The 26716-nt window shown below is 73.0% G+C and carries 24 protein-coding genes; 7 read left to right on the top strand and 17 right to left on the bottom strand.

Features of this window, described 5'->3' with window-relative positions:
* Positions 1–15: 15 nt before the first annotated feature.
* The 7 genes from ACQPZQ_RS10055 to rimP all read right to left on the bottom strand — a co-directional run bounded on the left by ACQPZQ_RS10055 (position 16) and on the right by rimP (position 7103).
* Entirely contained in the window at positions 16–1050 is a 1035-nt protein-coding gene (locus tag ACQPZQ_RS10055) for a DHH family phosphoesterase (RefSeq protein WP_433294353.1), read from the bottom strand.
* The gene (rbfA, locus tag ACQPZQ_RS10050; protein WP_433294350.1) at positions 1047–1496 is read right to left on the bottom strand and encodes a 30S ribosome-binding factor RbfA; all 450 of its coding nucleotides are present in this window, start codon (positions 1494–1496) and stop codon (positions 1047–1049) included. The genes ACQPZQ_RS10055 and rbfA overlap by 4 nt, the downstream gene beginning before the upstream one ends.
* A gap of 27 nt (positions 1497–1523) precedes the next feature.
* Entirely contained in the window at positions 1524–1823 is a 300-nt protein-coding gene (locus ACQPZQ_RS10045; protein WP_344725334.1) for a DUF503 domain-containing protein, read from the bottom strand.
* 62 nt (positions 1824–1885) lie between these two features.
* Entirely contained in the window at positions 1886–4978 is a 3093-nt protein-coding gene (gene infB, locus ACQPZQ_RS10040) for a translation initiation factor IF-2 (protein ID WP_433294346.1), read from the bottom strand.
* A gap of 93 nt (positions 4979–5071) precedes the next feature.
* Positions 5072–5620: a YlxR family protein gene (locus tag ACQPZQ_RS10035; protein ID WP_433294344.1), complete on the bottom strand. Its 549-nt coding sequence runs from the start codon at positions 5618–5620 to the stop codon at positions 5072–5074.
* A complete protein-coding gene (gene nusA, locus ACQPZQ_RS10030; RefSeq protein WP_433294342.1) occupies positions 5545–6564 on the bottom strand; it encodes a transcription termination factor NusA in 1020 nt (339 codons plus the stop codon). Before nusA ends, ACQPZQ_RS10035 begins: the two co-directional genes overlap by 76 nt.
* The gene (gene rimP, locus ACQPZQ_RS10025) at positions 6561–7103 is read right to left on the bottom strand and encodes a ribosome maturation factor RimP (protein ID WP_433294340.1); all 543 of its coding nucleotides are present in this window, start codon (positions 7101–7103) and stop codon (positions 6561–6563) included. The genes nusA and rimP overlap by 4 nt, the downstream gene beginning before the upstream one ends.
* Positions 7104–7253: 150 nt before the next feature.
* Between rimP and ACQPZQ_RS10020 the strand changes: the two genes are divergently transcribed.
* Positions 7254–7727 (top strand): hypothetical protein, encoded by a 474-nt coding sequence (locus ACQPZQ_RS10020; RefSeq protein WP_433294338.1) that lies wholly within the window; start codon positions 7254–7256, stop codon positions 7725–7727.
* On the top strand, positions 7724–8191 hold the full coding sequence (locus tag ACQPZQ_RS10015; RefSeq protein WP_433294335.1) for a ferritin-like domain-containing protein: 468 nt from the start codon (positions 7724–7726) through the stop codon (positions 8189–8191). The genes ACQPZQ_RS10020 and ACQPZQ_RS10015 overlap by 4 nt, the downstream gene beginning before the upstream one ends.
* 21 nt (positions 8192–8212) lie before the next feature.
* On the opposite strand, the gene ACQPZQ_RS10010 is transcribed toward ACQPZQ_RS10015, so the two are convergent.
* A complete protein-coding gene (locus tag ACQPZQ_RS10010) occupies positions 8213–9235 on the bottom strand; it encodes an aminotransferase (RefSeq protein WP_433294333.1) in 1023 nt (340 codons plus the stop codon).
* A 19-nt stretch (positions 9236–9254) separates the two neighbouring features.
* Here ACQPZQ_RS10010 and ACQPZQ_RS10005 point away from each other — a divergent pair, with 19 nt between their 5' ends.
* A complete protein-coding gene (locus tag ACQPZQ_RS10005) occupies positions 9255–9665 on the top strand; it encodes a secondary thiamine-phosphate synthase enzyme YjbQ (protein WP_433299102.1) in 411 nt (136 codons plus the stop codon).
* A 29-nt stretch (positions 9666–9694) separates the two neighbouring features.
* Positions 9695–10999 carry a hypothetical protein gene (locus tag ACQPZQ_RS10000; protein WP_433294330.1) on the top strand — a complete coding sequence of 435 codons (1305 nt, stop codon included), beginning with the start codon at positions 9695–9697 and terminating at the stop codon, positions 10997–10999.
* Between the two features lie 38 nt (positions 11000–11037).
* Here ACQPZQ_RS10000 and ACQPZQ_RS09995 read toward each other — a convergent pair whose 3' ends face one another.
* The 7 genes from ACQPZQ_RS09995 to ACQPZQ_RS09965 form a co-directional block, all read right to left on the bottom strand.
* Positions 11038–14436, bottom strand: a complete 3399-nt coding sequence (locus ACQPZQ_RS09995; protein WP_433294328.1) for an FHA domain-containing protein — start codon at positions 14434–14436, stop codon at positions 11038–11040.
* Positions 14437–14705: 269 nt separating this feature from the next.
* The gene (locus ACQPZQ_RS09990; protein WP_433294326.1) at positions 14706–16454 is read right to left on the bottom strand and encodes a proline--tRNA ligase; all 1749 of its coding nucleotides are present in this window, start codon (positions 16452–16454) and stop codon (positions 14706–14708) included.
* A gap of 91 nt (positions 16455–16545) precedes the next feature.
* Complete coding sequence (locus tag ACQPZQ_RS09985; RefSeq protein ID WP_433294323.1) at positions 16546–16998, bottom strand: dCMP deaminase; 453 nt, start codon at positions 16996–16998, stop codon at positions 16546–16548.
* A complete protein-coding gene (locus ACQPZQ_RS09980; RefSeq protein ID WP_433294321.1) occupies positions 16991–17677 on the bottom strand; it encodes a RibD family protein in 687 nt (228 codons plus the stop codon). The genes ACQPZQ_RS09985 and ACQPZQ_RS09980 overlap by 8 nt, the downstream gene beginning before the upstream one ends.
* 112 nt (positions 17678–17789) lie before the next feature.
* Positions 17790–18635 (bottom strand): SMP-30/gluconolactonase/LRE family protein, encoded by an 846-nt coding sequence (locus tag ACQPZQ_RS09975; protein WP_433294319.1) that lies wholly within the window; start codon positions 18633–18635, stop codon positions 17790–17792.
* 80 nt (positions 18636–18715) lie between these two features.
* Positions 18716–19867, bottom strand: a complete 1152-nt coding sequence (gene metX / locus ACQPZQ_RS09970; protein WP_433294317.1) for a homoserine O-acetyltransferase MetX — start codon at positions 19865–19867, stop codon at positions 18716–18718.
* Positions 19868–19952: 85 nt separating this feature from the next.
* Positions 19953–21266 carry a bifunctional o-acetylhomoserine/o-acetylserine sulfhydrylase gene (locus ACQPZQ_RS09965; RefSeq protein ID WP_433294315.1) on the bottom strand — a complete coding sequence of 438 codons (1314 nt, stop codon included), beginning with the start codon at positions 21264–21266 and terminating at the stop codon, positions 19953–19955.
* Between the two features lie 547 nt (positions 21267–21813).
* Here ACQPZQ_RS09965 and yaaA point away from each other — a divergent pair.
* The 3 genes from yaaA to ACQPZQ_RS09950 all read left to right on the top strand — a co-directional run bounded on the left by yaaA (position 21814) and on the right by ACQPZQ_RS09950 (position 25455).
* Positions 21814–22563, top strand: coding sequence for a peroxide stress protein YaaA (gene yaaA, locus ACQPZQ_RS09960; protein ID WP_433294312.1), 750 nt, complete (start codon positions 21814–21816; stop codon positions 22561–22563).
* A 275-nt stretch (positions 22564–22838) separates the two neighbouring features.
* Entirely contained in the window at positions 22839–23795 is a 957-nt protein-coding gene (locus ACQPZQ_RS09955) for a serine protein kinase RIO (protein WP_433294310.1), read from the top strand.
* 361 nt (positions 23796–24156) lie between these two features.
* A complete protein-coding gene (locus ACQPZQ_RS09950; protein WP_433299100.1) occupies positions 24157–25455 on the top strand; it encodes a DEAD/DEAH box helicase in 1299 nt (432 codons plus the stop codon).
* An 83-nt stretch (positions 25456–25538) separates the two neighbouring features.
* Here the strand turns inward: ACQPZQ_RS09950 and ACQPZQ_RS09945 are convergent, their stop codons facing one another.
* Complete coding sequence (locus ACQPZQ_RS09945; RefSeq protein ID WP_433294308.1) at positions 25539–25862, bottom strand: LapA family protein; 324 nt, start codon at positions 25860–25862, stop codon at positions 25539–25541.
* Between the two features lie 275 nt (positions 25863–26137).
* Positions 26138–26605 carry a GNAT family N-acetyltransferase gene (locus ACQPZQ_RS09940; protein WP_433294306.1) on the bottom strand — a complete coding sequence of 156 codons (468 nt, stop codon included), beginning with the start codon at positions 26603–26605 and terminating at the stop codon, positions 26138–26140.
* Between the last annotated feature and the right edge of the window lie 111 nt (positions 26606–26716).

The following is a 26716-nucleotide window of genomic DNA, read 5'->3' as shown; positions in this document are numbered from 1 at the left end:
GAACTCCCGGGGATCTCAGGCAGGTCGCTCCACCGCGTCGAGGGCCCTCAGCGCAGAGCGGAGGGCGGCGAGCACCTCGCCTTTCGTGCCGTCGTGGGTGAAGCCGGCGGCAGCCCGGTGGCCACCCCCACCGAGCAAGGAGGCGACCTTGGCGACGTCCACGCGCCCCTTCGACCGCAGCGAGGTGACCCACCGCCGCTGGGCCACCTGCTTGAGCACCGCCGCCACCTCGGCCTCGGCGACGGTGCGCAGGACATCGACGATGCTGTCGACCTCCTCAGGGCGGAACCGGGAGACGTCCTCGAGGGGAACGGAGGCATGCACCAGCCCGAGACCGTCGCCCGCCTCCGGCTCCAGCTCGACGCGTTGCAGCACCTCGCCCAGCGTGGCCAGCCAGCCGTAGGGATGGGTGTCCATGATCGGACGCGCCACCGCTTCCGCCTCGACGCCTGCGGCCAGGAGGTCGGCCGCGATCCGGTGCGCCGCCTCGCCCGCCGTGCGGAATCCACGGGTGTCGGTGACCAGCCCGGCGTAGAGACACCGGGCGATGTCGGCGTCGATCGGCTCCCCCATCGCCACGAGCACGCGGTGGACGAGCACGACCGTCGCTTCGGCGTCGGGGTCGAGCACCTGGACCCCACCGAAACCCGGGTTGGTGGTGTGGTGGTCGATCATCAGCGACGCCTCGGCACAGTCCAGCCGGTTTGCGAGTGCGCCCAGCCGGGACGGCTCCGCGGCGTCACAGAGCACCAGGACCTCGGGGGCAGCCGGCACCTGGTCCGGTCCGACCACCAGCCCGAGGACGTCCAGCGGGCCGAGCGTCTCGGGCACACGTGCGGGCGACGCGAACGACACCCGGACCGTGGCCCCGCGGCGGCGCAGCGCGATCCCCAGGGCCAGTGCGCTACCCAGCGAGTCGGCGTCGGGATTGATGTGGGCGAGCAGGGTGACGTCCCGGGCACGGACCAGCAGCGCGGCCGCAGCCGTGATCGCGGCCTCGAGGGACGTCGTCGTCCCGAGACCGCTGCCCCGCCCGCCCCGCTTGGTCACTCCTCGTCGGTCCGCTCGCGTGGCACGCGGTACGGGTCGGCGTCCCCGGCCGGACGGGCACCCGCGGCTAGCCGCGCCACCTCCGCGTCGGACTCCCGCGTGCGGGCCAGCAATTCCTCCATGCGACGCGCCTCGTCCGGCACCTGGTCCGGCACGAACGCGAGCGAGGGCGTGTAGCGGACGCCTGTGCCCGCCCCGACGAGCGAGCGCAGCACACCGGTGGCGCTCGCCAACGCGGCCGCAGCGCCGGCGGTGTCGGGGTCGGCATCGACCGTCTCGCCGAGAACCGTGTAGTACACGGTGGCCTCTCGGAGATCACCGGTGACGCGCGTGTCGGTGATCGTCACCATCTTCAGGCGAGGGTCCTTGACCTCGTGTTCCAGCGCGGCAGCCACGATCTGCGAGATCCTCTTGGCCAGTCGCCGCGCACGAGCCTGGTCCACCATCAGCCGCTCCTCAGGGTCTTACCGGTCCTACGACTCATCGTCAGGGCGCATCATGCGCTGCCGCGCGGAGAGCAGCTCCAACTCGGGTCGGGCGGCGACCAGCCGCTCGCACCGGTCGAGCACCTCCGTGACGTGCTGGTGGTCGGCAGCCACGCAACTGACCCCGAGCAGCGCACGGCGGTGAAGGTCGAGATGGCCCGCCTCGGCGACCGCCACCTCGAACCTGCGGCGCAGCTCGCTCAGCACGGGCCGGACGACCGACCGCTTCTCCTTGAGGGAATGGACGTCACCCAGCAGCACGTCCAGTTCCAGCGCTCCGACGAACATGGGATCTCCACGATCGAACCGACGACGGGGGGACCGGTGAGCACCGGTCCCCCCACGTCGCGTCAGCTCCTCGGCTTCTCGCGCATCTCGAAGGTCTCGACGACGTCGCCGACCTTGATGTCGCTGTAGCTGCCGAGGGTGAAACCGCACTCGAAGCCCTCGCGGACCTCGACCACGTCGTCCTTGAACCGCCGCAGCGAGCTGATCGGCAGGTTCTCGGCCACCACCACGTTGTCGCGCAGCAGGCGGCCGCGCGCGTTGCGGCGGATCTCGCCGGACAGGACCAGCGCACCGGCGATGGTGCCGAACCGGGAGGACTTGAAGACCTCGCGGACCTCCGCGCGGCCCAGCTCGACCTCCTCGAACTCCGGCTTGAGCATGCCCCGCAGTGCCTGCTCGATCTCCTCGATGGCCTGGTAGATCACGGTGTAGTACCGGATCTCCACGCCCTCGCGGTTGGCGAGCTCGGTGGCCTTGCCCTCGGCCCGGACGTTGAAGCCCAGGACGATGACGTTGTCGGCGATGGCGAGGTTGATGTCGCCCTCGGTGATGCCACCGACGCCGCGGTGGATGACCCGCAGCTCGACGTCGTCGCCCACCTCGATCTTCATGAGCGCGTCCTCGAGGGCCTCGACGGTACCCGAGTTGTCACCCTTGATGATCAGGTTGAGGGTGTTGGTCTCCTTCAGCGCGGCGTCCAGGTCCTCCAGGCTGACGCGCTTGCGGCGGCTCGCCAGCTCGGCGTTGCGCTCGCGAGCGCGCCGCCGGTCGGCGATCTGCCGGGCCACGCGGTCCTCGTCGACGACGAGGAACGTGTCGCCCGCGCCGGGCACCGAGGTGAACCCGATGACCTGCACCGGCCGCGACGGGAGGGCCTCCTCCACGTCGTTGCCGAACTCGTCGAGCATCCGCCGGACGCGGCCGGAGGCGTCGCCTGCCACCACCGAGTCGCCGACCCGCAGCGTGCCGCGCTGAACAAGCACGGTGGCCACGGGACCACGACCGCGGTCGAGGTGCGCCTCGATCGCGACGCCCTGGGCCTCCATGTTGGGGTTAGCCCGCAGGTCGAGCGCGGCGTCGGCGGTGAGCAGGATCGCCTCGAGCAGCTGGTCGATGTTGATGTTCTCCCGTGCGGAGATGTCCACGAACATCGTCTCGCCGCCGTACTCCTCGGCGACCAGCCCGTACTCGGTGAGCTGCTGGCGGATCTTGGCGGGGTTGGCCCCCTCCTTGTCGATCTTGTTGACCGCGACCACGATCGGCACGTCGGCCGCCTGGGCGTGGTTGATCGCCTCCACCGTCTGCGGCATCACGCCGTCGTCGGCCGCGACCACGATGACCGCGATGTCCGTCGACTTGGCACCGCGGGCACGCATGGCGGTGAACGCCTCGTGACCCGGGGTGTCGATGAACGTGATAGGCCGCTCCTGGCCCTCGAGCTCGGTGAGCACCTGGTAGGCACCGATGTGCTGGGTGATGCCACCGGCCTCGCCCTCCGCGACGTTCGCCTTGCGGATGGTGTCGAGGAGTCGCGTCTTTCCGTGGTCGACGTGGCCCATGACGGTGACGACCGGCGGGCGGACGACCAGGTCCTCCTCGCCACCGGCGTCCTCGCCGTAGGAGATGGAGAAGCTGTCGAGCAGCTCGCGGTCCTCCTCCTCCGGGCTGACGACCTGCACGTTGTAGTTCATCTCGGTGCCGAGCAGCTCGAGCACCTCGTCGGCGACGGATGCCGTGGCCGTGACCATCTCACCGAGGTGGAACAGCACCTGCACCAGCGAAGCCGGGTTGGCGCCGATCTTGTCGGCGAAGTCGGTGAGCGACGCACCACGCGGGAGCTTGATCGTCTCGCCGTGGCCCTTCGGCAGGCGGACGCCGCCGACCGAGGGAGCCTGCATCGAGTCGAACTCCTGGCGCTTCTGCCGCTTCGACTTGCGGCCCTTGCGAGCCGGTCCACCGGGACGGCCGAACGCACCCGCGGCTCCACCGCGACCGCGACCACCGCCACCACCGGGACGACCGCCACCGCCGCCACCGGGGCCGCTGCGGAAACCGCCGCCGGCCGGGGCGCCGCCGCCACCACCGGGACCACCCGGACCACCGCCACCAGGGCGGAAGCCACCGCCGCCGGGACGACCACCGGGACCGCCGGGACGTCCACCACCCGGACCACCCGGGCGACCACCCGGCCCACCACGGCCACCGCCGGGACCACCCGGACCGCCACGCCCTGCGGGCGGGCGAGCGGGCATCATGCCGGGGTTCGGGCGCGGCGGCATGTTGCCGGGCGACGGGGGACGCGGGCCTGCGCGGCCCGGCTCACCGGGACGCGGGGCACCGGGACGCGGAGCGCCCGGACGCGGCGCGCTCTGGCTCGGGCCGGGCTGACCCGGGCTGCCACCCTGGCCCTGTCCACCCTGAGCCGGACCCTGCCCGGGAGCGGGCGGGCCGGGACGAGGCGGGGCAGGACGCGGCGGAGCGCCGGAGCCGACACCGAACGGGTTGTTGCCCACCCGGGGCGTGCGGGGGCCCGGGCGCGGACCACTCGGACGCGGAGGCACGACGGCGGCACCCGCGTCGGCGGCGGCCGGTCGCTGCTGGCCACCCTGCGCCGGCCCCTGCGGACCGGGCTGACGCGGGCCGGGCCGAGGCCCGGGACCGGGCGAGGGCCTGGTGGAAGGCTGCGCGGGCGCCGATGCGGCCGGCGCCTGCGGGGCCGGGCGCTGAGGCTGCCGCTCCGGCTCCTGCCGGGACGGAACGGCCGAAGGACCGGGCCGAGGACCCGGACGCGGGCCGGTGGGACGCGGACGGTCCGGCGCCCCCGTGGAAGGCGGAGCAGCCGGCGCCGACGGCGCGGACGCCGCAGGAGCCGACGGGCGCGGACCCGGGACGGGACCACGCGAGGGCTGCGACGGGCGCGGCGGAACCGCGGCCGGGCTGGCGCCACCACCGGGACGTTGCCTGCCTCCACCGCGCCGACCACCGGAGTCGCTGCCATTGGACATCGACTCACGAAGCTTGCGGGCCACGGGGGCCTCAACGGTCGAGGACGGGGACTTCACGTACTCGCCGAGATCCTGCAATTTGCTCAGTACTTGCTTGCTGCTGACTCCGAGCTCCTTGGCGAGCTCATGTACGCGGGCCTTGCCTGCCACTGCACTCCTTGTTTGTCGGAGGCCGGCGGCGGTACCCGCTCGACCTCGAACCTAGTGTCGAAGCACGTTCATGGTGCGATCTTCACGACTGGCTCATGACGGGTCGACCTTGCTTCCTCGTGTGACGGACCCGGGTCTTTCCCGGACCCCGCTCGCGGTACTGCCCATCTGCACTGCATCGTTCACGTGCTCGCTCCGACTCCCACACTCGATTCTGGCCCGTACCGCACCGGTGTCCAGCGGACCCGGGACGCGCAACGCCCGCGGGAACGCCGAGCGCCGCTCGGCACGGTCCAGGCACTCCGAAGCCGGATGCAACCATGCACCTCGCCCGGGAAGCCGCCGCCGTGGGTCAGGGGTGAGGACCCCGTCCACCACGACGACCCGCAACAGACCGTCGACCACCGATCGACTTCGGCATCCTATGCAGGTCCGGACGGGTCCCGCCGCGGATCGCGGATCCGGGGTGGGCGTCGGACGAGCGGAGGCCGAATTCGAGCTGTGGGCCGAGGTGGAGTGTAGCGCAGCAGTGTGATTCGTTCCGCCCTCGCGGGGTGCCTCGCGGATCAGCCGACCGACTCCGACTCTGGTGCATCCACGGCCCCCCGGGGATCGGCGTCGCTGCGGATGTCGATCCTCCATCCGGTGAGCCGGGCCGCCAACCGGGCGTTCTGACCTTCCTTGCCGATGGCCAGCGACAACTGGAAGTCGGGCACGACCACCCTCGCGGTCTTCGTGCGCGCGTCGAGGACAGTGACCGACACCACTTTGGACGGCGAAAGGGCGTTGCCCACAAAGGTCGCCGGGTCGTCGGACCAGTCGATGATGTCGATCTTCTCCCCGGCCAGCTCGCTCATGACCCCGCGCACCCTCGCCCCGACCGGGCCGATGCAGGCGCCCTTGGGGTTGACGCCCGGCACGGTGGACCGGACGGCGATCTTCGAACGGTGTCCGGCCTCCCGGGCCACGGCGACGATCTCCACGGACCCGTCGACGATCTCCGGCACCTCGAGCGCGAAGAGCTTGCGCACGAGGTTGGGATGCGTCCTGCTCAACGTGATCTGCGTCCCACGCATTCCCCGCGTCACGCCGACCACGTAGCAGCGGATCCGTGAGCCGTGCTCGTACTTCTCACCGGGGACCTGCTCGGCCTGCGGCAGCACGCCCTCGGTCTGCGGGCTCAGCTGCACGATCACCACGCCACGGGCGTTGGCGCGGGCGTCGCGCTGGATGACGCCCGCGACGATCTCGCCCTCCTTCGCCGCGAACTCGCCGTAGGTGCGCTCGTGCTCGGCGTCGCGCAGGCGCTGCACGATCACCTGGCGCGCGGTGGTGGCCGCGATCCGGCCGAAGCCCTCAGGGGTGTCGTCCCATTCGGACGCCACGGCCCCGTCCGAGCCGATCTCCTGGGCCATCACGCGGACCGCGCCCGTCTTGCGGTCGATGTCGATGCGCGCGTGGGGCTGGTGGCCGTCCGTGTGTTTGTAGGCAGTGAGAAGGGCGGTCTCGATGGCCTCGATGACCGTCTCGAAGGGGATGTCCTTCTCGCGCTCGATGGTGCGCAGCGCGGCGATGTCGACATTCATGCCGTGTCCTCCTCAGGTGGCTCGGACGCCCCCTGCAGCAGCTGCAGCTCGGCCTCCGGCGCGGGCCGGAACTCCACCTGGACGCCGGCGTGTTCTACGTCGGCGTAGCGCAGCCCGCGCAACTCGCCGTCGACGAGGACGGTGACGGCCTCCTCGCCTGCCGGACCGACCCGGCCGGTGAACGTGTCGCCCTCGCGCGTGCGGACCGCGACCTGACGCAGGTGCGCCCGCCGCCAGTGCCGGGGACCGGTCAGGGGCCGGTCGACGCCCGGTGAGGTGACCTCGAGGGTGTAGGAGCCGGGGATGAGGTGCTCGTGCTGGTCCAGCTCGGCCGAGACGGCCCGGGACAGCTGCGCGATGTCGTCGAGCCCGATGCCGGATTCGGAGTCCACCACGACCTTGATGGTGTGACGACGGCCCGCGGTGCGCACGTCGAGCTGGTCGAGCTCGAATCCGGCATCGCGGACAATCGGTTCCAGCACGCCGTGCAGCTGTCCGGGCGGCTGCCCGGCTTCCTGCGCGGGGCGGGGGGAGGGCATCGGATGACTCCTGCTCGTTTCGGTTCTCTCCGCCTGCGCGGCAGCGGCGGATGTCGCTGGGCGGGTGCGGTGAGTTTGCCAGGGTATCGCGCCCGGCCCTCACAGCGGCCTGGCAGGATATGGCCGTAACGCGCTGCGTGAGGAGTTTCCGTGCGAGAGCATCCCGGGTCGGCTTCAGCACCCGGGATCACCCGTCGCCAGTTGATCACCGGTCTCCTGCTTCTCCCGCCCGCTCTGGCCGGTTGCGCGATCGGCACGAACGCACAAGCAGGGCCCGACCCACTGATCGCGCTCGCCGACGCCGCCCGCAACGATGTGGCTCTGGCCGCCACGGCGATCGCGTCCACTCCCGCCCTCGCCCCGCGGATTCAGCCGTTGGTCGACGCGCGCACCGCGCACGCCCAGGCGCTCGACGCCGAGGTGGCCCGCCTCGACCCGTCGCAGCCGAGCAAGCCGCCTGCCCAGGCCACCGCCCGCACCGTCACGCTTGCCGAGGTACGCGCCGCGGTACTCGCCTCCGGCCAGTCGGCCACCGCCGCGGTGCTCACCCTGCCCCCCGATCGCGTCGGGCTCGTCGCTTCGGTGGCGGCGTGCTGCGCGGCCTACGCACAGGTGCTCGGATGAGCGACACCCCGCCCACCGGAGCGATCGGGATCGACAAGGCCGCAGTGGACGCGCTGCAGGACGCTCTCGCGGCCGAGCACGCCGCCGTCTGGTGCTACACGCTCATCCCCGCGTTCCTACCCGCCGACCAGGTGTCGACCGCCCGTGCCGACGCCGACGCGCACCGGGCGGTGCGCGGGCAGCTCGAGCAGATACTCAGCGACCTCGGTGTCCAGCCCGTCTCGGCCCAGCCCGCGTACCAGACACCGAAGCCGGTCGTCGACGGGCCGTCCGCGGCGGCGCTCGCGGTCGTCGCGGAGACCGACGCGCTGGCGGCCTGGCGCTCGGTGGTGGAGCGCACCAGCGATCGCTCGCTGCGCCAGGCCGCGCTCGACGTCCTCACGAAGGGCACGCTGCGCTGCGCGGTGTGGCGCACGGTCGTGAAGGACCCACCCGCGATCCTGGTCTTCCCGGGCAGCGCCTGACGTCCGGGGCCGGTCGAGCCGTCAGCCGGTGAGGGCGTCGAGGGCCCGGTCGCGGTCGGCGTCGGTGTTGTAGAGGTGGAACCCCACGCGCGCGGCTCCGGCGCGTCCGCTCGCCACCACCCCGGCCGCGGTCAGGCGGTCCATCGCCCCGGCCGTACGGACGGCGACGATCGCGGATCCCGCGGGCTCCATCCCGAGGGCGGCCCGGAACCCGTCCGCGAGGCCCACGCAGTGGGCGTGCACGGCCGCGCGGTCCAGCCCGGCGAGCCATGGCAGGGCGACAGCCGCTCCTGCGTGGCAGTACCAGGCAGGCGACGTGTCGAGGGACCGGGCGTCGGCAGCCAGCTGCAGCGGCAGCCCGTAGATGCTCCCCCACCGGTCGGCCGCGGCGTACCAGCCGGCCTGGTGCGGCACGACCTCGACTCCGGGAGCGATGGCCATCCACGCCACCCCGCGCGGGGTGAGCAGCCACTTGTAGGCAGCGGCGACCACGACGTCGGCCCAGCCGAGGTCGGCATCGAACCAGCCGAGCGCCTGGGTGGCGTCCAGCACCACCCTCGTGCCTCCCGCCTGAGCGGCCCGCAGGGCGTCGAGGTCGACCACGCGACCGTCGGCGGACTGCACGACGCTCACCGCGACGAGGTCGTACTCGCCTGCCAGGTCCCCCAGCTTCTCGAGCTCGGCCTCCGTGACGGTCACACCGCGTGCAGCCTGGGCCGCGAAAGGCCAGCTCACGCTCGTGAACTCGCCCGATGCGACGAGCACCCTGGTTCGGTCGGGAACACTCGCGGCGATCAGCCCGACCAGCTGCGACACCGCCGAGCCGATCGCCACCCGGCCCGCATCCACCCCGACGAGCTTGCCGAAGGCGGCACGGGCGATCTCCACGGACTCGTCGTAGTCGCCCGGCCGCCCGCCACCGGTGCGCCACCCCCGGATCGCGGACTCGACGATGTCGGCGATCGCCGCTGAGGGGACCCCGATGCTGGCGGTGTTGAGGTAGCCGGAGGGGACATCGAACTGCTGACCGAAGGCGCTGCGCATGGACAAGGACACTACGAGCATGGACAGCCAGCTGATCGAGATCAGGACCGGCGGCCGGGAGGCCGTGGTGGATCTGACCGACGAGATCGCCACCTTCCTGCGTTCCGTCGACGCCCGGGAGGGCCTGCTGAACGTGTGGGTCCCGCACGCCACCGCCGGCCTCGCGGTGATCGAGACCGGCGCCGGCAGCGACACCGACCTGCTCGCCGCGCTGCGCGAACTACTTCCCGCCGACGACCGCTGGCGGCACCGGCACGGCAGCCCCGGCCACGGCCGCGACCACGTCCTGCCCGCGATCGTCGCGCCGTCGATGTCCGTCCCGGTGCTCGACGGACGCGCCGCCCTCGGGACCTGGCAGTCGGTGTGCCTCGTGGACACCAACGGCGACAACCCCGTGCGCTCGGTCAGGCTGTCGTTCCTCACCGGATGAGCCGAAAGGCGTACAACTACCCTTGATCCGTGACGACGACCGGTGGAGCCCACCCGCCGCAGCCTGGGCCTGACGACCAGCGACCGAGCGGGGCGACCGCGCCGCCGGAGCCCGGTTCACGCAGCGGCTCCCCGGACCCGACGCCGGACCCGGCACCCGAGACCGGGCCGGAGGCCGTGCCGGAGACGGGGCCCCAGCCCGTTTCCGAGACCGGACCCCAACCGGTCGCTGAGACCGCGCCCTACCCCGTCCCGGAGACCGGGCCCCAGCCCCTCCCCGAGACCGGGCCACCCGTCCCCGACGCGGCGTCCGGGGCCAAGCCCGGATCCGGGCAGGGCGGCACGGGAGACAGCACGGTCTGGATCGAGCCGTCGCAGGCCGCGCCGGAGACGTCGCCGTGGGGTATGCCCGCCGTCGACGCACCACCGCCGCCCGCCGACGCCAGAGCCTGGGGACCGCCCACCCCGCCCGCGCCGTGGGGTCCCGCGCCGCCTCCTCCCGGACCGGCGGGGCAATCGTGGCCCGGCGGTCCCGGCGCCGGGCCGTCGCCGTGGGCGGGGCCGGCTTCGGGCCGGCCCGCGGGATCGTGGCAGCCGCCGGCGCCGGGACAGCAGCCCTGGTCCGGTCAGCAGCCGTGGTCCGAGCCCGCGCCTGCGGCACCGCCCGCCGGTGTGGCCCGCCGCAACCGCACCACGGTGGTCGCGATGATCGCTGTGGGCGCGCTCGTGCTCGCCGGACTCGGCGTCGCCGGCTACCTGCTGCTCAAACCGGGCGGCACCGCGGCGGCGGGGCCGATGACCCCGATCCAGACGCCCACCCTCAGCTACGCCGTGCCCACGGACTGGACACAGGGTGGTGACCCGCTGACGAACCCGTTCGGGCTGACCTTCGCCGGCGTGGCCAGAGGCCCCGAGTACGAGTGCGCCGGCCGGTCCTTCGTCCGCGGGATCGTCGCGAGCGCAGTGCTGCCGGGAACGGCCTCGCTCACCTCCTTGCCCGCGCTCGCGCAGGGCCTGGCGCAGGCCCTCTACACGCCACCGGACGGCTCGCGCCCGGACGTCAGCGCGAGCAACGCGCAGACCGTCGACGTCGGTGGAATCCAGGGCAACCTCGTGGAGGCCACGGCGCACACGGCCACGGACGACGGATGCCTCGCGACCGAGGGCACGGTTCTCGTGCTCGCCGTGCCGACCTCCGGGCCGGACGGGCGGCCCGCGATGGCGCTGCTCGTGGTGAACGGGGACGACGCGGGTGGGCCGCCCGACGCTCCCCCGTCACCGTCCCGTGCAGCGCTCGACGCGATCGTGGCGAGCGCCCGCCCCACCACCATCTGACCGGCCACCCGGTCGGCCAGCGGCAGGGCCGACCGGGGTCAGCGCACCCCGGGCGGCGCCTCGAACAGGAACGTCCGCCCACCCAGCCGCACCCGCGTGCCCGGCACCAGCCACCGTGACTGCCGGGCCGGGAGCGGCGTCCACGCCGACTCGCCCGGGCCGGCCACGAACGTGCCGTTGCGGGATCCGGAGTCGACGAGCAGCACGTCCCAGCCGTTGAGGCGGATCTCGGCGTGCACCCGTGACACCGCGCCGGACGGGTCCTCGATGAGAAGCGAACGCAACGATCCTGCGCGCACCCGTGGATCGGCTTCCGGCATCCGGCCCACGAGATGGTCGGCATCGACCGTGTGCGTGACCCCGTCGTCGAAGATCAGCATGCCCAGCGGCGGACGCGGGCCGGACACCAGCTCGCCACCGCCCTCCTCGACCCGGGAGCCGCACGACGGACAGAACTGCGCCCGCGGGTCGTTGAGGTGGCCGCGCGGGCACAGATGGCCCCGGACCTGCGGTGTCTCGCTCGAATCGGAGTCGGCCGCGGCCGCGTCCCCGCTCGGGACGCTGACCGTGGCGGCCTCGGCGGACGGCACGCCGACGGGGGCCGGCTCGGCCCCCTGCGGTCGTGCCGGATCCGCCGGCACGACGCCGAGCACGCGTTCGGCCCGCAGCTGGGTCTGGGTCGTCGAGCCGGGGGCCACGGCCGGCCCTGCCTGAGCGGGCGCGCCTCCCCCCGCCTTCTGCGCGGCCGCTGAGTCCTCGGCTTCGGGCCGGCCGTGCCGCGGTCGTCCCTGCCGTGAGGGAGCGGCGGCTTCGGCGATGTCGGTGTTGCTCGCGAACCACTGGTCGGACTCGGGCTGTGTCGACTCGGCCCCGCCTGCGGCGGTGCGGCGGCGCGGGAGGTCGGCAAGGGGGTGTACGGATCCCACGCTGGTCTCGTCGATCGCCGGGGTGGCGGCACCACCGGCGGTGTCGCGCGGCACCAACCGGGCCACGACGGCGACTCCGCCTCCCGAACCGGCCTCTGCCCCGGCCGGGTCACGCACGTCCGCCGGAGCACCGGACCCGCCGTCGGTGGGACTCCGATCGGCCCGTCCCTGGTCGGCACGGCCGTCACCGGACCGGCCCGGATCAGCGTTCCGGAGGTCAGCACCGTGCATGTCGGCACTCCGGATATCAGCACTGCGCGGACCGCCGCCGGAGCTACCGCGCCGCGCCTCGGCCTTGCCGGTGGACCCGTTGCGGCCCGACGGGCCTCGGCCCGCTTCGCCGCGGTCGGCGCCGGGCGCACCCCGCTCCGCACGGTCTCCTTCTCCACCGCGCTGCGCGGCGGGGCCCGAGCCGGTGCGGGCCGATGCGGCGCCCGTTGCAGTGCCGCCCGACCCCGTCCGGCCCGTGTCGCCGCCGCGCGTGACACGACCGGTGTCGGTCCGGCCAGGCGGAGGGCTCTGCTTCGCCGGCTTCGAGTCGGCACCGTTCACGCCGGCTCCGGTCGAGCCGGTACCGCCCGCCCCGGCGCCGGTCGACCCGATCCGGTTCGCCCCGGCACCGTTCGTCCCGGCACCGTTGGTCCCGGCACCGTTGGTCCCGGCACCGTTGGTCCCGTTGACCGCCGCACCGTTCGCTGCAGCACCGTTGGCCGCAGCACCATTCGCTCCGGCACCGTTCGCCGCACGGTTCGCGCCCGAGCCGTTGGCTCCGGCACCGGTCGAGCCGGCCCAGTTCACCCCGGCATCGATCGAACCGGCGCCGGTCGACCCCGTGCGGTTCGCGCCGGCGCCGTTCGCACCGGCACGGTTCGAGCCGGCACCTGGCGAACTCACGCGGCCCGATCCGGCGCTTCTCGGCTCGCCGCCGCCTGCGCGGCCCGCATCGGCACCATCGGGGGCGACGGGACCGGAGTCGTCAGCGGGCCGGGAATCAGCGCGTGCGGCGGCGGGAGAGGTCGAATCCGCTCCCGTACGGGCTCCGCGCTCATCGATCCCGGGCGTGGCTGCCGGCTCGCCGGCATCGGCGGCAGCGCCACCTGGCGCACCGCCGTCCGGAGCAGCGTCGCCGGCAGTGCCCCGCCCCTTCCCGAGGCCGCCCGACCCGCTGCGGGCCGATGCTCGTGCCTGCGCTTCGGTCGCGCCCGAGCGGACGGTGCGGCCGGACTGGCCGCGCTCGCGCTCCTCCCTGCGGGGGTCGGCCTCGACCACCGGTCGCAGGGCACTCCTGCCCGCCGCGGCCTCCGTGGCCGCGGCGCGGCGGTCCTCGGCAGGCGGGGCCGAACCGCTCAGGCTCGTCGTAGCGGGATCGCGCACCTCGCCGCCGGACGTGTCGCGTTCGGACTCGCGGCCTGCGGAACCGAGCCGCGCCGCTTCGTTCTCGACGGACGCCGCGCCCGGTGGACCACTGTCATCGGCTCGTCCGCCATCGGAGTCGTCGCGGCTCGCCCCCTCGTCGGCGCCACCCCGTTCCGGAGGCTCGAAGTCGCGGCTCCCGACCGCTCGCAGCACGGACCCGTTGGCGCCGAGGCCACCCCGGCTCGCACCGGAACGCCCCGTCCGTCCGCGACGGGTGCCGGACGGGCCACTCGACCGGTCGGGACCGGTGCGCCGGGTGGTGGGCCACCCCGCACCGCTCAGCCCGGAACTCGTGCGTCCGCCGGCGGAACCGTTGCCGCTGGATCGGCTGTCGCCCAGGTCGCCGCCGAGGATGTCACCGCCCGACGGGTCACCGCTCAGGACGTCGCCGACCATGGCGTCGCGGCCGCCGAGCACCCCCCGCCAGATCGGGCTGTCCTCGGCGATGCCGTCGACGGGCTGCCGCACCGTCGGACGGCTCGTGGCGAGCGGCCCGGTGTCGGTCATGCTCCACGGGGAACGCTCCAGCTCTCCCGGGACGTCCACGAGGTCGGGCCACGTGGGCTCGGGCGTGCGCCGCTGGGCGATCTCCTCCGCCTTGTCACCACCCGAGTTGCGCCGGACCTGCACCAGCACCGCACCGGCGCCCGGCACGACGCCGGAGCGCAGGTCGTGGACGCCGTCCACCAGGTCGGCCGGGACGGGGCTGCCCTCGAGCACCAGCACACCCGGGGTGTCCTGTCGCGACAGCAGCCGGTCGGTCCAGGTGGCGGCGTCGGCGCCGGACAGCTCGATCCCGCTGCCGGGGACGATCAGCCCGACCGAGCCGAACAGGAACACCGCCCACTGGTCGCCGCTGATCGCGACGGTGCCGAACCTCAGGCCCGAGCCCGGCGCGTCGGGGCCGCCGAGCCACATCGCCAGACGCCGGGCCACGGTGCGCCCGGGATCAGGACCCGCAGTGGACGCGCACACGTCCAAGAGGCGGCGCAGTACGGCGCGGTCCTCGCACTCGGCTACGCAGATCAGGCCGGGCCAGCGTCCGACCACCCCGCCACCGGGCACCACGGCGGCCCGTAGCGCGTCGAACTCCATTCGGGTCTACCTCCTCCCGCGGAACCGCCGGGCACACGATCTGCCGACGGCGAGGAGCACGGCACAGGTCCGGATCCGAGCGTCACGCGCGGGGAGCGCCGCTGGACCGTCGTGCCGCAGCCTCGCGTCCGCTGCATCGCGCACCGGCAGACCGCGTTCACGGCGACGCGGGGGATCAGGGTTGCTCACGCATACCCGTCCTCTCGCACCGCCCGACGTCACACGGGCACAGAAGATCATGTGAAGCGCCGACCCGCCAGAGTCGATCGCTACTGCTTTCGCACCAGATCGGCGAGTTGTTCCACTGCGCCGTTCAGCGGTATCTCGATTCGGTCACCGCTGCGTCTGTCCTTCACCTCGACGACCCCGTTCGCCAGTCCGCGACCCACGACGACGATGGTCGGGATGCCGATCAGCTCGGCGTCGGCGAACTTGACCCCGGGCGACGCCTTGCGGTCGTCGAGCACGACGCGCAGGCCCGCCGCTTCGAGATCGGCGGCCAACTGCTCGCCGCCTGCCACGATCTCGTCGGTCTTCCCGGCGATGACGACGTGCACGTCCGCCGGGGCTACACCGCGCGGCCAGATCAGGCCCGACTCGTCGTAGCTCTGCTCCGCGATGACCGCCACGAGCCGGGAGACACCGACCCCGTAGGAGCCCATCGTGATCCGCACGGGCTTGCCGTCGGGCCCGAGGGCATCGAGGCCGGCTGCGTCGGCGTACTTGCGGCCGAGCTGGAACACGTGCCCGATCTCGATGCCACGGGCCGCCTCCAGCGGGCCCGAGCCGTCGGGAGCGGGGTCGCCCTCGCGCACCTCGGCCGCCTCGACCGTGCCGTCAGGGGTGAAGTCACGCCCGCACACGAGGTCGACGACGTGGTGGTCGACCTTGTCCGCGCCGGTGACCCACGCCGTGCCGGGAACGATCCGGGGGTCGACCAGGTAGCGCACACCGTTGGCGGCCAGCGCTCCCGGCCCGATGTAGCCCTTGACCAGGAAGGGGTGCTTCGCGAAGTCGGACTCATCGAGCAGCGCCACCTCGGCGGGTTCGAGCGAGGCCTCCAGCCGCTTCATGTCGACCTCGCGGTCGCCCGGCACGCCCACCCCGAGCAGGGTCCACTCGGCCGAGCCCGGACGCCGCGTCTTGACCAGCACGTTCTTGAGCGTGTCGGCCGCGGTGAAGGTGCGGCCCAGACCGGCGTTGTTGAGGAACGCCACGAGCGTCTCGATCGTGGGGGTGTCGGGCGTGTGGTGGGCCTGCGCCGCGGGCAGCCCCTCGATCGGCCGGGCGGGAGGCGCGGGCGTGGTGACGGCCTCGACGTTGGCCGCGTACCCACCGGGGCTGCTGACGAACGTGTCCTCGCCGGTGGGCGCAATCGCCAGGAACTCCTCGGAGGCCGAACCGCCCATCGCCCCGGACGTGGCCTTCACGATGACGTACTTCAGCCCGAGCCGGTCGAAGATCCGGACGTAGGCGGCGCGATGCAGCCGGTAGGACTCGGCGAGGCCCTCGTCGGTGAGGTCGAAGGAGTAGGAGTCCTTCATCAGGAACTCGCGGCCGCGCAGGATGCCCGCGCGCGGACGCGCCTCGTCCCGGTACTTGTTCTGGATCTGGTAGAGCATCACCGGGTAGTCCTTGTAGGACGAGTACTCGCCCTTGACCAGCTGGGTGAAGAGCTCTTCGTGCGTGGGGCCGAGGAGGTAGTCGTTGCCCCTGCGGTCCTTGAGCCGGAACAGGTTGGGGCCGTACTCGGTCCAGCGGCCCGTGGCCTCGTAGGGCTCGCGCGGCAGCAGCGCCGGGAAGTGGATCTCCTGGGCGCCGATGGCGTCCATCTCCTCGCGCACCACCTGCTCGATCGCGCGCAGCACCTTCAGCCCGAGCGGCAGCCAGGAGTAGATCCCCGGCGCAACGCGTCGGACGTAGCCGGCGCGGACGAGCAGCTTGTGGCTCGGCACTTCCGCGTCGGCCGGGTCCTCGCGCAGGGTCCGCAGGAACAGCGACGACATCCGGGTCAACACCTGGGAAAGGGTAGCGACGACCCACGGCCCGAGTGCTTCCGGCGTCCCCCGTCCCGCCGTCGCGACACGCCCAGGCCGTGCCTGCGGGCTCTCAGCCGGCCAGCAGGTGCCGGTTCACCGCGCGGACCTCCTCCGCGAGCTCCGGCACCTCGACGACCTCCAGGCCCGCCGCACGCAGCAGCTCCGCGCCCTCGCAGTCGACGAAGATGGTCGGCTCCCGCCAGGCGAAGACCACCCGCTCCACTCCCGCGGCCAGGATCAACTCGGTGCAGGTCCGCGGGCGGGACGCCCGGACGCTGCACGGTTCGAGCGAGCTGTAGACGGTGGTGCCGGGCGGGGCCTGCCAGCCGCGGCCGAGTGAGGCGAGGGCGGCCTCCTCGGCGTGGTCGTGGGAGTCGTGCATCCGCGACCAGCCCTCGGCGAGCACGGTGCCGTCCCCGGCCACCACGAGCGCGCCGACCGAGAAGGCCGTGGCCGACGGCGGGCTCCGGTGCGCCAGCTCGATGGCCCGCGTGAGCAACGCGCAGTCGTCGAGGTCACTCACGACTGCCCTCCAGCACGTAGTGCAGCAGTACCTGGTCGCCGATCGGGCGCGCCTCGGCGAGCCGCATGCGATGCGCACTGTCGTGCGGGAACCGCGCAGGGCCGACGAACCGCGGGGCATCGGCGTCGCCGACGAAGAAGGGGGCGACGACCAGATGCAGCTCGTCGACCACGCCCGCGCTGAGGAAGAGCGTGTGCATCGTCGTGCCGCCCTCGACGAGCAGCCGGCGCACCCCGCGCGCGGCAAGGTCCTCGAGCACGCGGTGCAGGTCGAGGGGGTCGCCCGCCCCCACCACGTCGGCCACGGGCGCCAATCGATCGGTGGCCTGCGCCAGCCCGCTCGACGGCACGTAGACGACACGGCCCGTGTCGCCTGTCGTGAACACCCGCGCTTCCGGGTCGAGGTCGCCCCGGCTGCTGATCACGACCTTGAGCAGCTGCGGCGGCCTGCCCGCCGCGACACGCGCGGCGACCCGCTCCTGCGAGCGGACCAGCAGGCGCGGGTCGTCCCGGCGGACCGTCGTGGCGCCCACCAGAATCGCGTCCACACTCGCCCGCACCTCGTCGACGCGGTCCCAGTCGGCGTCGTCGGATAGCACGAGACGCTGGGGCGACGCGTCGTCGATGCAGCCGTCCACCGACATCGCGGCGGACAGCAGGACGGTCGGACGGTCGCGCACGAACCGATCCTGCCGGACCCGGCCACAGAGCTTCGACCGCCAGTGGGCAATGGCACCGTGGGTGTCGTCCCGGTTCCGCGAGAAGCCCACTCCTCCGCCACGGAACCGCAGGTCACACGCCCGGAACGGCCACGCGAAGGGCCAGAACCTTCGCCTCACGGGAATGGCGCCGATCCCGTTCATGAAATCCGGGCGCCGTGCACAGAAAGAGGGTCCGCCGGTCCGCGCCGCCCAGCGCGCACGCGTAGACGCCCGTCCCCGGCTCCACCACCTGCACGACCTCACCGCCCTCGCGCACCCGGATGGCGCGGTTGCCCGCTGGGTCCGCCATCCAGATCGCGCCTTCGGCGTCGGCGCAGATGCCGTCGGGCGCGACACGGCCGCGCGCGGGATCCCACGCCGCCCAGTCACGGCGCGGGCCGAGCGTGCCGTCGGGCGCGATGTCGAAGGCGCTCAGCCGGTTGCCGTTCGTCTCGCCCACCACGAGCACGTCCCCGATGACCACCGATCCGTTGGGGAACTTCAAACCCTCGGTGGCGACGGTCGTCGTCCCGTCGGGGTCGACCCTCACGAGCGGAGCCGGACGCGCCTGCTCCCCCGCCATCAGGTCGTAGCCGAAGTTCCCGACGTAGGCGCGCCCCTGCGGGTCGACGACCATGTCGTTGCACCAGCCGGTGGCGATGTCGGACAGGTCGGCGTGCTCGACAAGGGTGCCGTCGAGCTCACGGCGCAACACCCGCCGGTCGCGCATCGACACCACCAGCAGGCGTCCGTCTGGCAGCCAGCCGGTGCCGGACGCGCCGTTCGGCACCTCCGCCTCCACGCGAGGCTCCCCCGGCGGGTCGACGGACACCACGACCCCCAGGAAGAAGTCGGAGAGCCAGAGCCGCCCGTCGTGCCAGCGCGGGCCCTCCAGGAAGGCGTACTTCTCCACCACGACCGAGAGATCGACAGACATGAGGTAGTCCTAGCCCCGGCCACGGGGAACGACCATGGCGCGCGCCACAGAACTCACCCCCCGCGCCTTCCGCGTTTCCACTACCGGATCGCGTGCTCCATCAACTCCGTGACGAGCGACCCCACGGTCAGCGACTCGATGAGGAACCCGTCGTGGCCGTACGGCGAGTCGATGAGGCGCAGCGGGTCGGCACCCGGGATACCGGCGGCGAGCTCTGCCTGCTGCTCGGGCGGGTACAACCGGTCGGAGCTGATCGCGGCGACGAGCGTGCGGGCCCTCACCCGCGCGAGGCCGCCCGCCACACCACCGCGGCCGCGGCCCACGTCGTGGGCGTTCATCATCTCGGTGAGCCGCACGTAGGACGCCGCGTCGAAGCGCCACACCAGCTTGGCCGCGTGGTGGTCCAGGTAGGACTCCACCGCGTAGCGGCCGCCGTCGAACGGGTTCTCGTCGTCCTGGGCCCGGCGACCGAAGCGCTCACCCAGCTCATAGGCACTGCGGTAGCTCAGGTGCGCCATCCGGCGCGCGATCCCCAGCCCCACGTGCGGGCCCTGCCCGGGCGGGGCGTGGTGGTAGTCGCCGCCACGCCATCCGGGGTCGCTGCGAATGGCGGCGAGCTGCGGAGCCGCCCAGCCGATCTGGTCGGCCGTGGTGGCCGCGGGACTCGCCACCAGGAAGAGCCGGTCCACGCGGTCGGGCTCGGTGGCCGCCCACTCGAGCGCGCGCATGCCGCCCATCGACCCGCCGACGACGCAGGCCCACCGCTCCACACCAAGGGCGTCCGCGAGGACGGTCTCGGCCGCCACGGAGTCGCGGGCCGTCACCAGCGGGAAGCGGCTCCCCCACGGCCGTCCGTCGGGGGCCGTCGAGGCGGGGCCGGTGCTGCCCTGGCAGCCGCCGATGACGTTGGGCGCCACCACGAACCAGTCGGCGGGGTCCAGGGCGCGCCCGGCCCCGATGAGCCCCTCCCACCATCCGGCGGTCGGGTGGCCCTCCTGGGCGGGGCCGCTGACGTGGCTGTCGCCGGTGAGCGCGTGCAGCACCAGTACGGCATTGGACGCGTCCGCGTTGAGGGTGCCCCACGTCTCGTACGCGATCCGGACGCCGGGCAGCTCGCCGCCCGCCTCCAAGCGCAGCGGCCTGGGTAGCTCCACCCACTGACGGCGTCCGGGATGATCCCCCTCCCGCCACGCACCCGTGGCGGGAGGAAGCTCGGTCTCTACTACAGTCACGGCCCGTCCTCGCTGACGCTCGTCCCGGCCGTGCCTGGGAGTGCTGCGTTGAACGGTGCCCTCGCGAGCTCGGCCACTCCTCCGCTCAAGCTCCCTTGGCCGCGCGGAAGCCCGCGTCGAGGTCGGCCTTGAGGTCCTCGATGCCCTCCAGGCCGACCGAGAGGCGCACCAACCCAGGCGTCACACCGGTCGCGAGCTGCTCCTCACCGGAGAGCTGGCTGTGGGTGGTGCTGGCGGGGTGGATCACCAGGCTGCGGACGTCGCCGATGTTGGCGAGGTGGCTGTGCAGCTCCAGCGCGTCGACGAACCTGCGCCCGGCCTCCACACCACCCTGGATGTCGAACGCCACCACGGCGCCCGCGCCGCGCGGCAGGTACCGCTGCCCGGCCTCGTACCACGGGCTCGACGGCAGCCCGGCGTAGTAGACCTTCTCCACCTCGTCGCGCTGCTCCAGCCACTGGGCCAGCGCCTGCGCGTTCTGCACGTGGCGCTCCATCCGCAGCGACAGCGTCTCGATGCCCTGGATGAGCAGGAAGCTGTTCTGCGGGGAGATCGCCGGGCCGAGGTCACGCAGCAGCTGGACGCGCAGCTTGATGATGTAGGACTGCGGGCCGAGCGCGTCCCAGTAGTTCAGGCCGTGGTAGCTCGGGTCGGGGGTGGTCAGTCCGGGGTAGCGCTCGGCGTGGTCACCCCAGGCGAACTTCCCGGAGTCGACGACGATGCCGCCGATCGCTGTGCCGTGGCCACCCAGGAACTTGGTGGCCGAGTGCACCACGATGTCCGCGCCGTGCTCGATCGGACGCAGCAGGTAGGGCGTGGGCACCGTGTTGTCGACGACCAGCGGCACGCCCACCTCGTGCGCCGTGTCCGCCACGCCCCGGACGTCCAGGACGTTGCCGCGGGGGTTGCCCAGCGTCTCGGCGTAGAAGGCCTTCGTGTTGGGCCGCACGGCGGCGCGCCACGCGTCGAGGTCGTCGGGGTTCTCGACGAACGAGACCTCGATGCCGAGCTTCGGGAACGTGTAGTGGAACAGGTTGTAGGTGCCGCCGTACAGCGAGGCGCTGGAGACGATGTGGTCGCCTGCCTCCGCGATGTTCAGCAGCGCGAGCGTCTGCGCGGCCTGCCCGGACGCGAAGGCGACGGCGGCGATGCCGCCCTCGAGCGCCGCGACGCGCTGCTCGAGCACGTCCTGCGTGGGGTTCATGATCCGCGTGTAGATGTTGCCGAGCTCGGTGAGCCCGAAGAGTGCGGCGGCGTGCTCGGTGTCGCGGAAGGTGTAGGACGTGGTCTGGTAGATCGGGGTCGCGCGCGCACCGGTGGTGGGGTCGGCCGTGGCGCCGGCGTGCACCTGCTTGGTCTCGAAGGACCACGCGGCCGTCGGGTCAGGGGTGTCGGACACAGTTCTCTCCCTTGAGATCGGGTGATGTCGAGACAGCGGCCGAGGGCCGCCGGAGGGCCGAGTCAGCGGCCGCGACAGGCCGTGCTCGTGACCCGCATGTAGTCGACATGCCGGCGCGCCACGAGGCAGATCACGCGGTGGACCGTAACGGGGAGGTCATCTGCGCACAACCTGTCACCCATGGGCCACTCGACCGGGTGACCTGGGCCACTACCGATGATCGGAACTTCCGACACTGGTTTCTCCCCTTCGACGATGTCACTCATGAGCGGGTCGCCTGCGCTCTGCCCGAGGGGCCCGGACACAGCCGGACCGTGGTTGACGGAGCCGAGGTGCGGCCCGCCGTGGGCGCTCGTTGCGGAGGACCTGTTCGTGGCATGTAGACGAGACCGGATGGCAGTGGTGTGACAGGTTTGGCGCTCGGTCGATGTGTCACGCCGTGGCGCGGGGCTGAGCACCGGCGCATGTACCGCAGCTCGACGCGGCCTTCGGCCCCTCGGCGGGCAGCTCACGGGGATGCCGGCGGGCCCGCGCTAGCCTCGAAGGCGTGCTCGTCCTGCTGCCCCCGTCGGAGACCAAGGTCAACGGCGGCGAAGGTCCGCCGCTGCGGCTGGACGCGCTCTCGCACCCCGAGCTCGACCCGGTGCGCAAGGAACTGGTGAACGAGCTCGTCGACCTGGCCGGGGACGTGGCGGCGAGCCGTGACGCGCTGGGTCTCTCGCCCAAGCAGGACGCCGAGGTGGCCCGCAACGCGGCGATCTTCGACTCCCCGACGATGCCCGCGCTGCACCGCTACACCGGCGTGCTCTACGACGCACTCGACGTCCGGTCGCTGCGCGGCGCCGCGGCCGAGCGGGCCAGGGCGCGCCTGGCCGTCGGGTCGGCGCTCTTCGGGCTGCTCCACGCGGACGACCCGGTGCCGGCCTACCGGCTCTCCGCAGGCTCCGCGCTGCCCGACCGGCCCAGCCTCGCCGCCCGCTGGAAGCCGGTGCTGGAGCCGGTGCTGGCCGGGATCGCCGCCGACGAGCTGGTCGTCGACCTCCGGTCGGGCTCCTACGCCGCGCTGGGGCGGGTGCCCGGAGCGGTCACGGTCACCGTCCTGGCCGAGCGCCCCGACGGCTCCCGCAGCGTGGTGAGCCACTTCAACAAGGCACACAAGGGCAGGCTCGCCCGGCTGCTCGCCGGCACCCGCGCCGAACCCACCGACGCCGCCGCGGTGGCGACCATCGCCCGACGTGCGGGGATGCAGGTGGAACGCGTGGGCACGCACGCCCTGGAGATCATCCTCCCGGCCTGACCAGGCGAGTTCCACCCGCGACATGGACACCTGTCGCCGTTCGAACGGGCCGCCGTTCCGCGTGGTGTGTCCATGTCGCGGGGCCGCCGCCGGAAAACGCGTTGCATGGTCACTCCGGCTTGCGACATCGTTCTTCCGAGCCGTGGGAGTACGGCACCGGGAACAGGAGGAGGTGCGTCATGTCGATCGCTGTCGTGGACGTGGCCCGCCACCGTCCGATCCCCGCCCCGCGCTGACACCTGCCCGCGGGGCGCCTGTTCCCAGGAGACCCCGCGTTGCGCGACCCCGAGCAGTTCACCGAGCCATCCCGCAAGCGGCGCCGCCGCCGCTTCGACGACGAGATCGACACCCGTGCCCGTCGTGGCGCCCCCACCGAACTCACCGATATCTCCGCGCTCGACGAGCGCCACGGCATCGATCCCGACGGGCCACCCGAGGGCGACCGCTGGTCCACGTGGGACGGCGCCGAGCACGGCCCCGAGCCCCTGCCGGCGTGGGTGATCACCGAACACGCCGCGGTCGACACCGAGCTCGGCGTGCTCAAGACAGGCAAGGAGGCCGACGTCCACCTCGTCGAGCGCGCCGTGCCGGGCACCGGCCGTCGCACGCTGCTGGCGGCGAAGCGGTACCGCTCGGCCGAGCACCGCCTGTTCCACCGCGACGCCGGCTACCTGGAGGGCAGGCGCGTCCGCCGCTCCCGCGAGATGCGGGCGATGGCCAACCGCACCGGCTTCGGCCGCGACCTGCTGGCCGGCCAGTGGGCCGGTGCCGAGTTCGCCGCCCTCGGCCGGCTCTGGTCCGCAGGCGTGGCGGTGCCCTACCCCGTGCAGGTCGACGGCACGGAGCTGCTGCTGGAGTTCATCGGGACGGACGACGGGACGGCCGCGCCACGGCTCGCCCAGCTGCGGCCCGACCCGGAGCAGCTGTGTGATCTCTGGCACCAGCTGGTCGACGCGCTGCTCGGACTGACCCGCCACGGCCTCACCCACGGCGACCTGTCGGCGTACAACCTGCTGGTGCACGACGGCAGGCTGGTGCTCATCGACCTGCCGCAGGTCGTGGACGTGATCGGCAACCCGCAGGGACCCGCGTTCCTCGCGCGGGACGCGCAGCGGATGGCCGAATGGTTCATCGCGCACGGCCTATCGGCCGACGCCGGACCGGACACGCTGCTCGACGAGCTCCACGCCGAGCTGGGAATGCCACCGGCCGCGGGAACGTCGGACGGATAGGCCCGGCGGATCCGGGTCGGTCGGGTACTCAGCTAGGCTCGATCACGAGCGCCCGGCCGATCCGCTTCCCCATCGGGCGCACCCGCTTCACCCACCAGGGCGCGTTGCTGCGCCCGGGCTCGTCTCTGAGATCTCAGCCGCCGTCATCTCGGCGCTGCTTCTCCGTGCGACGTGCCACGTCCCGGAGGTTCGCTTGACATCCCCTTCCTCTCGCCGTGCCCAGTTCTCGGCGAACCCACGTTCCCGTCGCTCCGACGGTGGCCGTTCCCGCTCCCCTCGTGGACGTTCCCGCGCCCCCCAGGAGCGCCCCACCCTCGCCGCAGCACCGCCCGAGGTGCTCTGGACCGTCCCCGAGACGGGCATGCCGTCGTTCGCCGAGCTCGGCCTGCCCCAAGCCGTCGTCCAGGCGTTGACCGCGAACGGCTTCGTCGAGCCGTTCCCGATCCAGGCCGCGACCCTGCCCGACACGATCGCCGGGCGCGACCTGCTCGGCCGGGGCCAGACCGGCTCCGGCAAGACGCTCGCCTTCGGTCTCGCGCTGCTGTCCCGGCTCGCCGGTGGCCGTGCACAGGCCCGCCGTCCCCGCGGCCTGGTCCTGGTTCCCACCCGGGAGCTCGCCCAGCAGGTGGTGGACGCGCTGGTGCCGTTCGCGAAGGCGCTCGGCCTGTCCATCACGTCGGTGGTCGGCGGCCTGTCGTTCAACCGGCAGGCGGCCGAGTTGCAGCGCGGCATCGACCTGCTCGTCGCCACGCCCGGCCGGCTCACCGACCACACCACGCAGCGCACCTGCGACCTGTCGGACGTCACCGTCACGGCCATCGACGAGGCCGACCGGATGGCCGACATGGGCTTCCTGCCCCAGGTGCGCAAGATCCTCGACCGCACGCCGGCCGACGGGCAGCGGCTGCTGTTCTCCGCCACGCTCGACGGTGACGTGGGCGCGCTGGTGCGCGAGTACCTGACCGACCCGGTCACCCGCTCGATCGCCTCGGCCACCGCGCAGGTGGAGACGATGGAGCACCACGTCCTGCTGGTCGAGGCCGCCGACAAGCCGCGGGTCGTCGCCGAGATCGCCGCCCGTGACGGACGCACGATCCTCTTCGTGCGCACCAAGCACGGCGTCGACCGGCTCGTGCGGACGCTGCGGCGCGACGGCATCCACGCCGGCGCGCTGCACGGCGGCAAGGCGCAGAACGCCCGTAACCGCGCGATCGCCGACTTCAAGGACGGGAGCACCCCGGTGCTCGTGGCCACCGACGTGGCCGCACGCGGCATCCACATCGACGACGTCAGCCTCGTCGTCCACGTGGACCCGCCCACCGACCCGAAGGACTACCTGCACCGCGCGGGCCGCACGGCCCGGGCAGGCGACTCGGGCACCGTCGTCACGATGGTGACGGCAGCCGAGCGGCGTGACGTCGACCGGCTCACCCGGCTCGCCGGGGTCCGTGCCACCAACACCGAGGTCCGTCCGGGCGACGCGGCGCTGGTGCGGATCACCGGTGCCCGGCCGCCGTCTGGCGTGCCGATCGTCGAGCCGCCGAAGCCGAAGCAGAACCCTCGGGGCAGCGGCGGCGGCCGACGGCCACGGGGCGGCCCGGTCCGCACAGGGGCTGCCCGTTCGGGTGGCCGCGGACGCCGCGGCGACACGGCCGCCTGAACCCGCACCGATCACGAGGCGCAGCACCCCTCTCGGGGTGCTGCGCTTTCGTTTGTCGAGGCGACTCTCGGGAGAGACGCCCGTCAGCGGGCGCGGCGGCCACCCTGCTTCGCCGCGCGGCGAAGCTGCAGGATGCGCAGACCACCGGGGATCGCCACGAGCAGCAGGCCCGCGATCGCCGACAGCAGCAGCGCCACGCCGGAAGGCAGCGTGCCTGTCCAGACGAGGAAGTTGATCTGGATCGGCGCGTTGTTCTGCAGAACGAAGATCAGCAGGAACAGCAGCACCACCGCGGACAGGACCAGGCCCGTCCACCACCCGCCGGTGCGGGTGCGGGTGACCACCACGGTCGGCGCAGGGCCGGGGGTGGGGTCGGGGTCCGGCGTGAACGGCGCCGGGGTCGGCACCGTCGGTCCTTCCGGCTCCGGGACGCGGACCGGCCGCATCGCCGGGTTCGTGGGCGGGTCGGCGTGTGGGTCCTCCGGACCGACACTGCCGTGCAACGGGGATCCGGGACGTGCCGTCGCTCGCGTCGGGTCGTCCGCCAATCTGGTTACCTCGCTCCACTCACCTGTACGTTTCGTGCACGTTCGAGCGGAGTATCCCGCAAGGTCCGATATGTGGACCGGGCACGGTGCGGCGCGGTCACCGCCAACGACGCACCGTAGCGGTCAGCGGAAGGTCAGCGGCCGTCGCGGCGCATCGGCACATGGGCGACGCCGTCCCAGTTGTAGGCAGGGCCGGTGGGGCGGAACCCGTAGCCGACGTAGAAGTCGGCGAGGTGCTCCTGCGAGTCGAGCACGCATCCGTCGTCGCCCACCTCTGCCAGTGCCGCCTCCATCAGTCGCCGCCCGAGCCCTCGTCCACGGGCCGACTTGGCGGTGCACAGCCGTCCGATCCGGAAGTCAGCACCCCCCGGCTCCCTGAGCAGTCGCACGCAGCCGAGCACCGGCTCGGGTTGCCCGGAGCCGCCTAGCCAATAGTGGCGGGCGCCGTCCTCGAGGTCGCGTCCGTCGAGTTCGCTGTACGGGCACGCCTGTTCCACGACGAACACCTCGACCCGGAGCCGGAGGATGTCGTACAGGGTGCGGGGCTCGAGATCGGCCGCCCAACGTCGGTGCACAGTGGCCGCAATAGCCTCGCTGGTCATGCGAGTGTGCCTACCAGATCCGCCGGTGGTGCGCTGGGCAGGTCCCGAAGAGACCTCCGGGCACACCGATGTGTGCTGCGTTAACGGGCCGGGCACGCGTCGTCGACCACA

The organism is Pseudonocardia sp. CA-142604 (assembly GCF_050948475.1).
Classification (GTDB): Bacteria; Actinomycetota; Actinomycetes; order Mycobacteriales; family Pseudonocardiaceae; genus Pseudonocardia; species Pseudonocardia alaniniphila.
The sequence above is the reverse complement of the archived record's forward strand: the minus strand, read 5'-3'. Positions and strand labels throughout refer to the sequence as shown.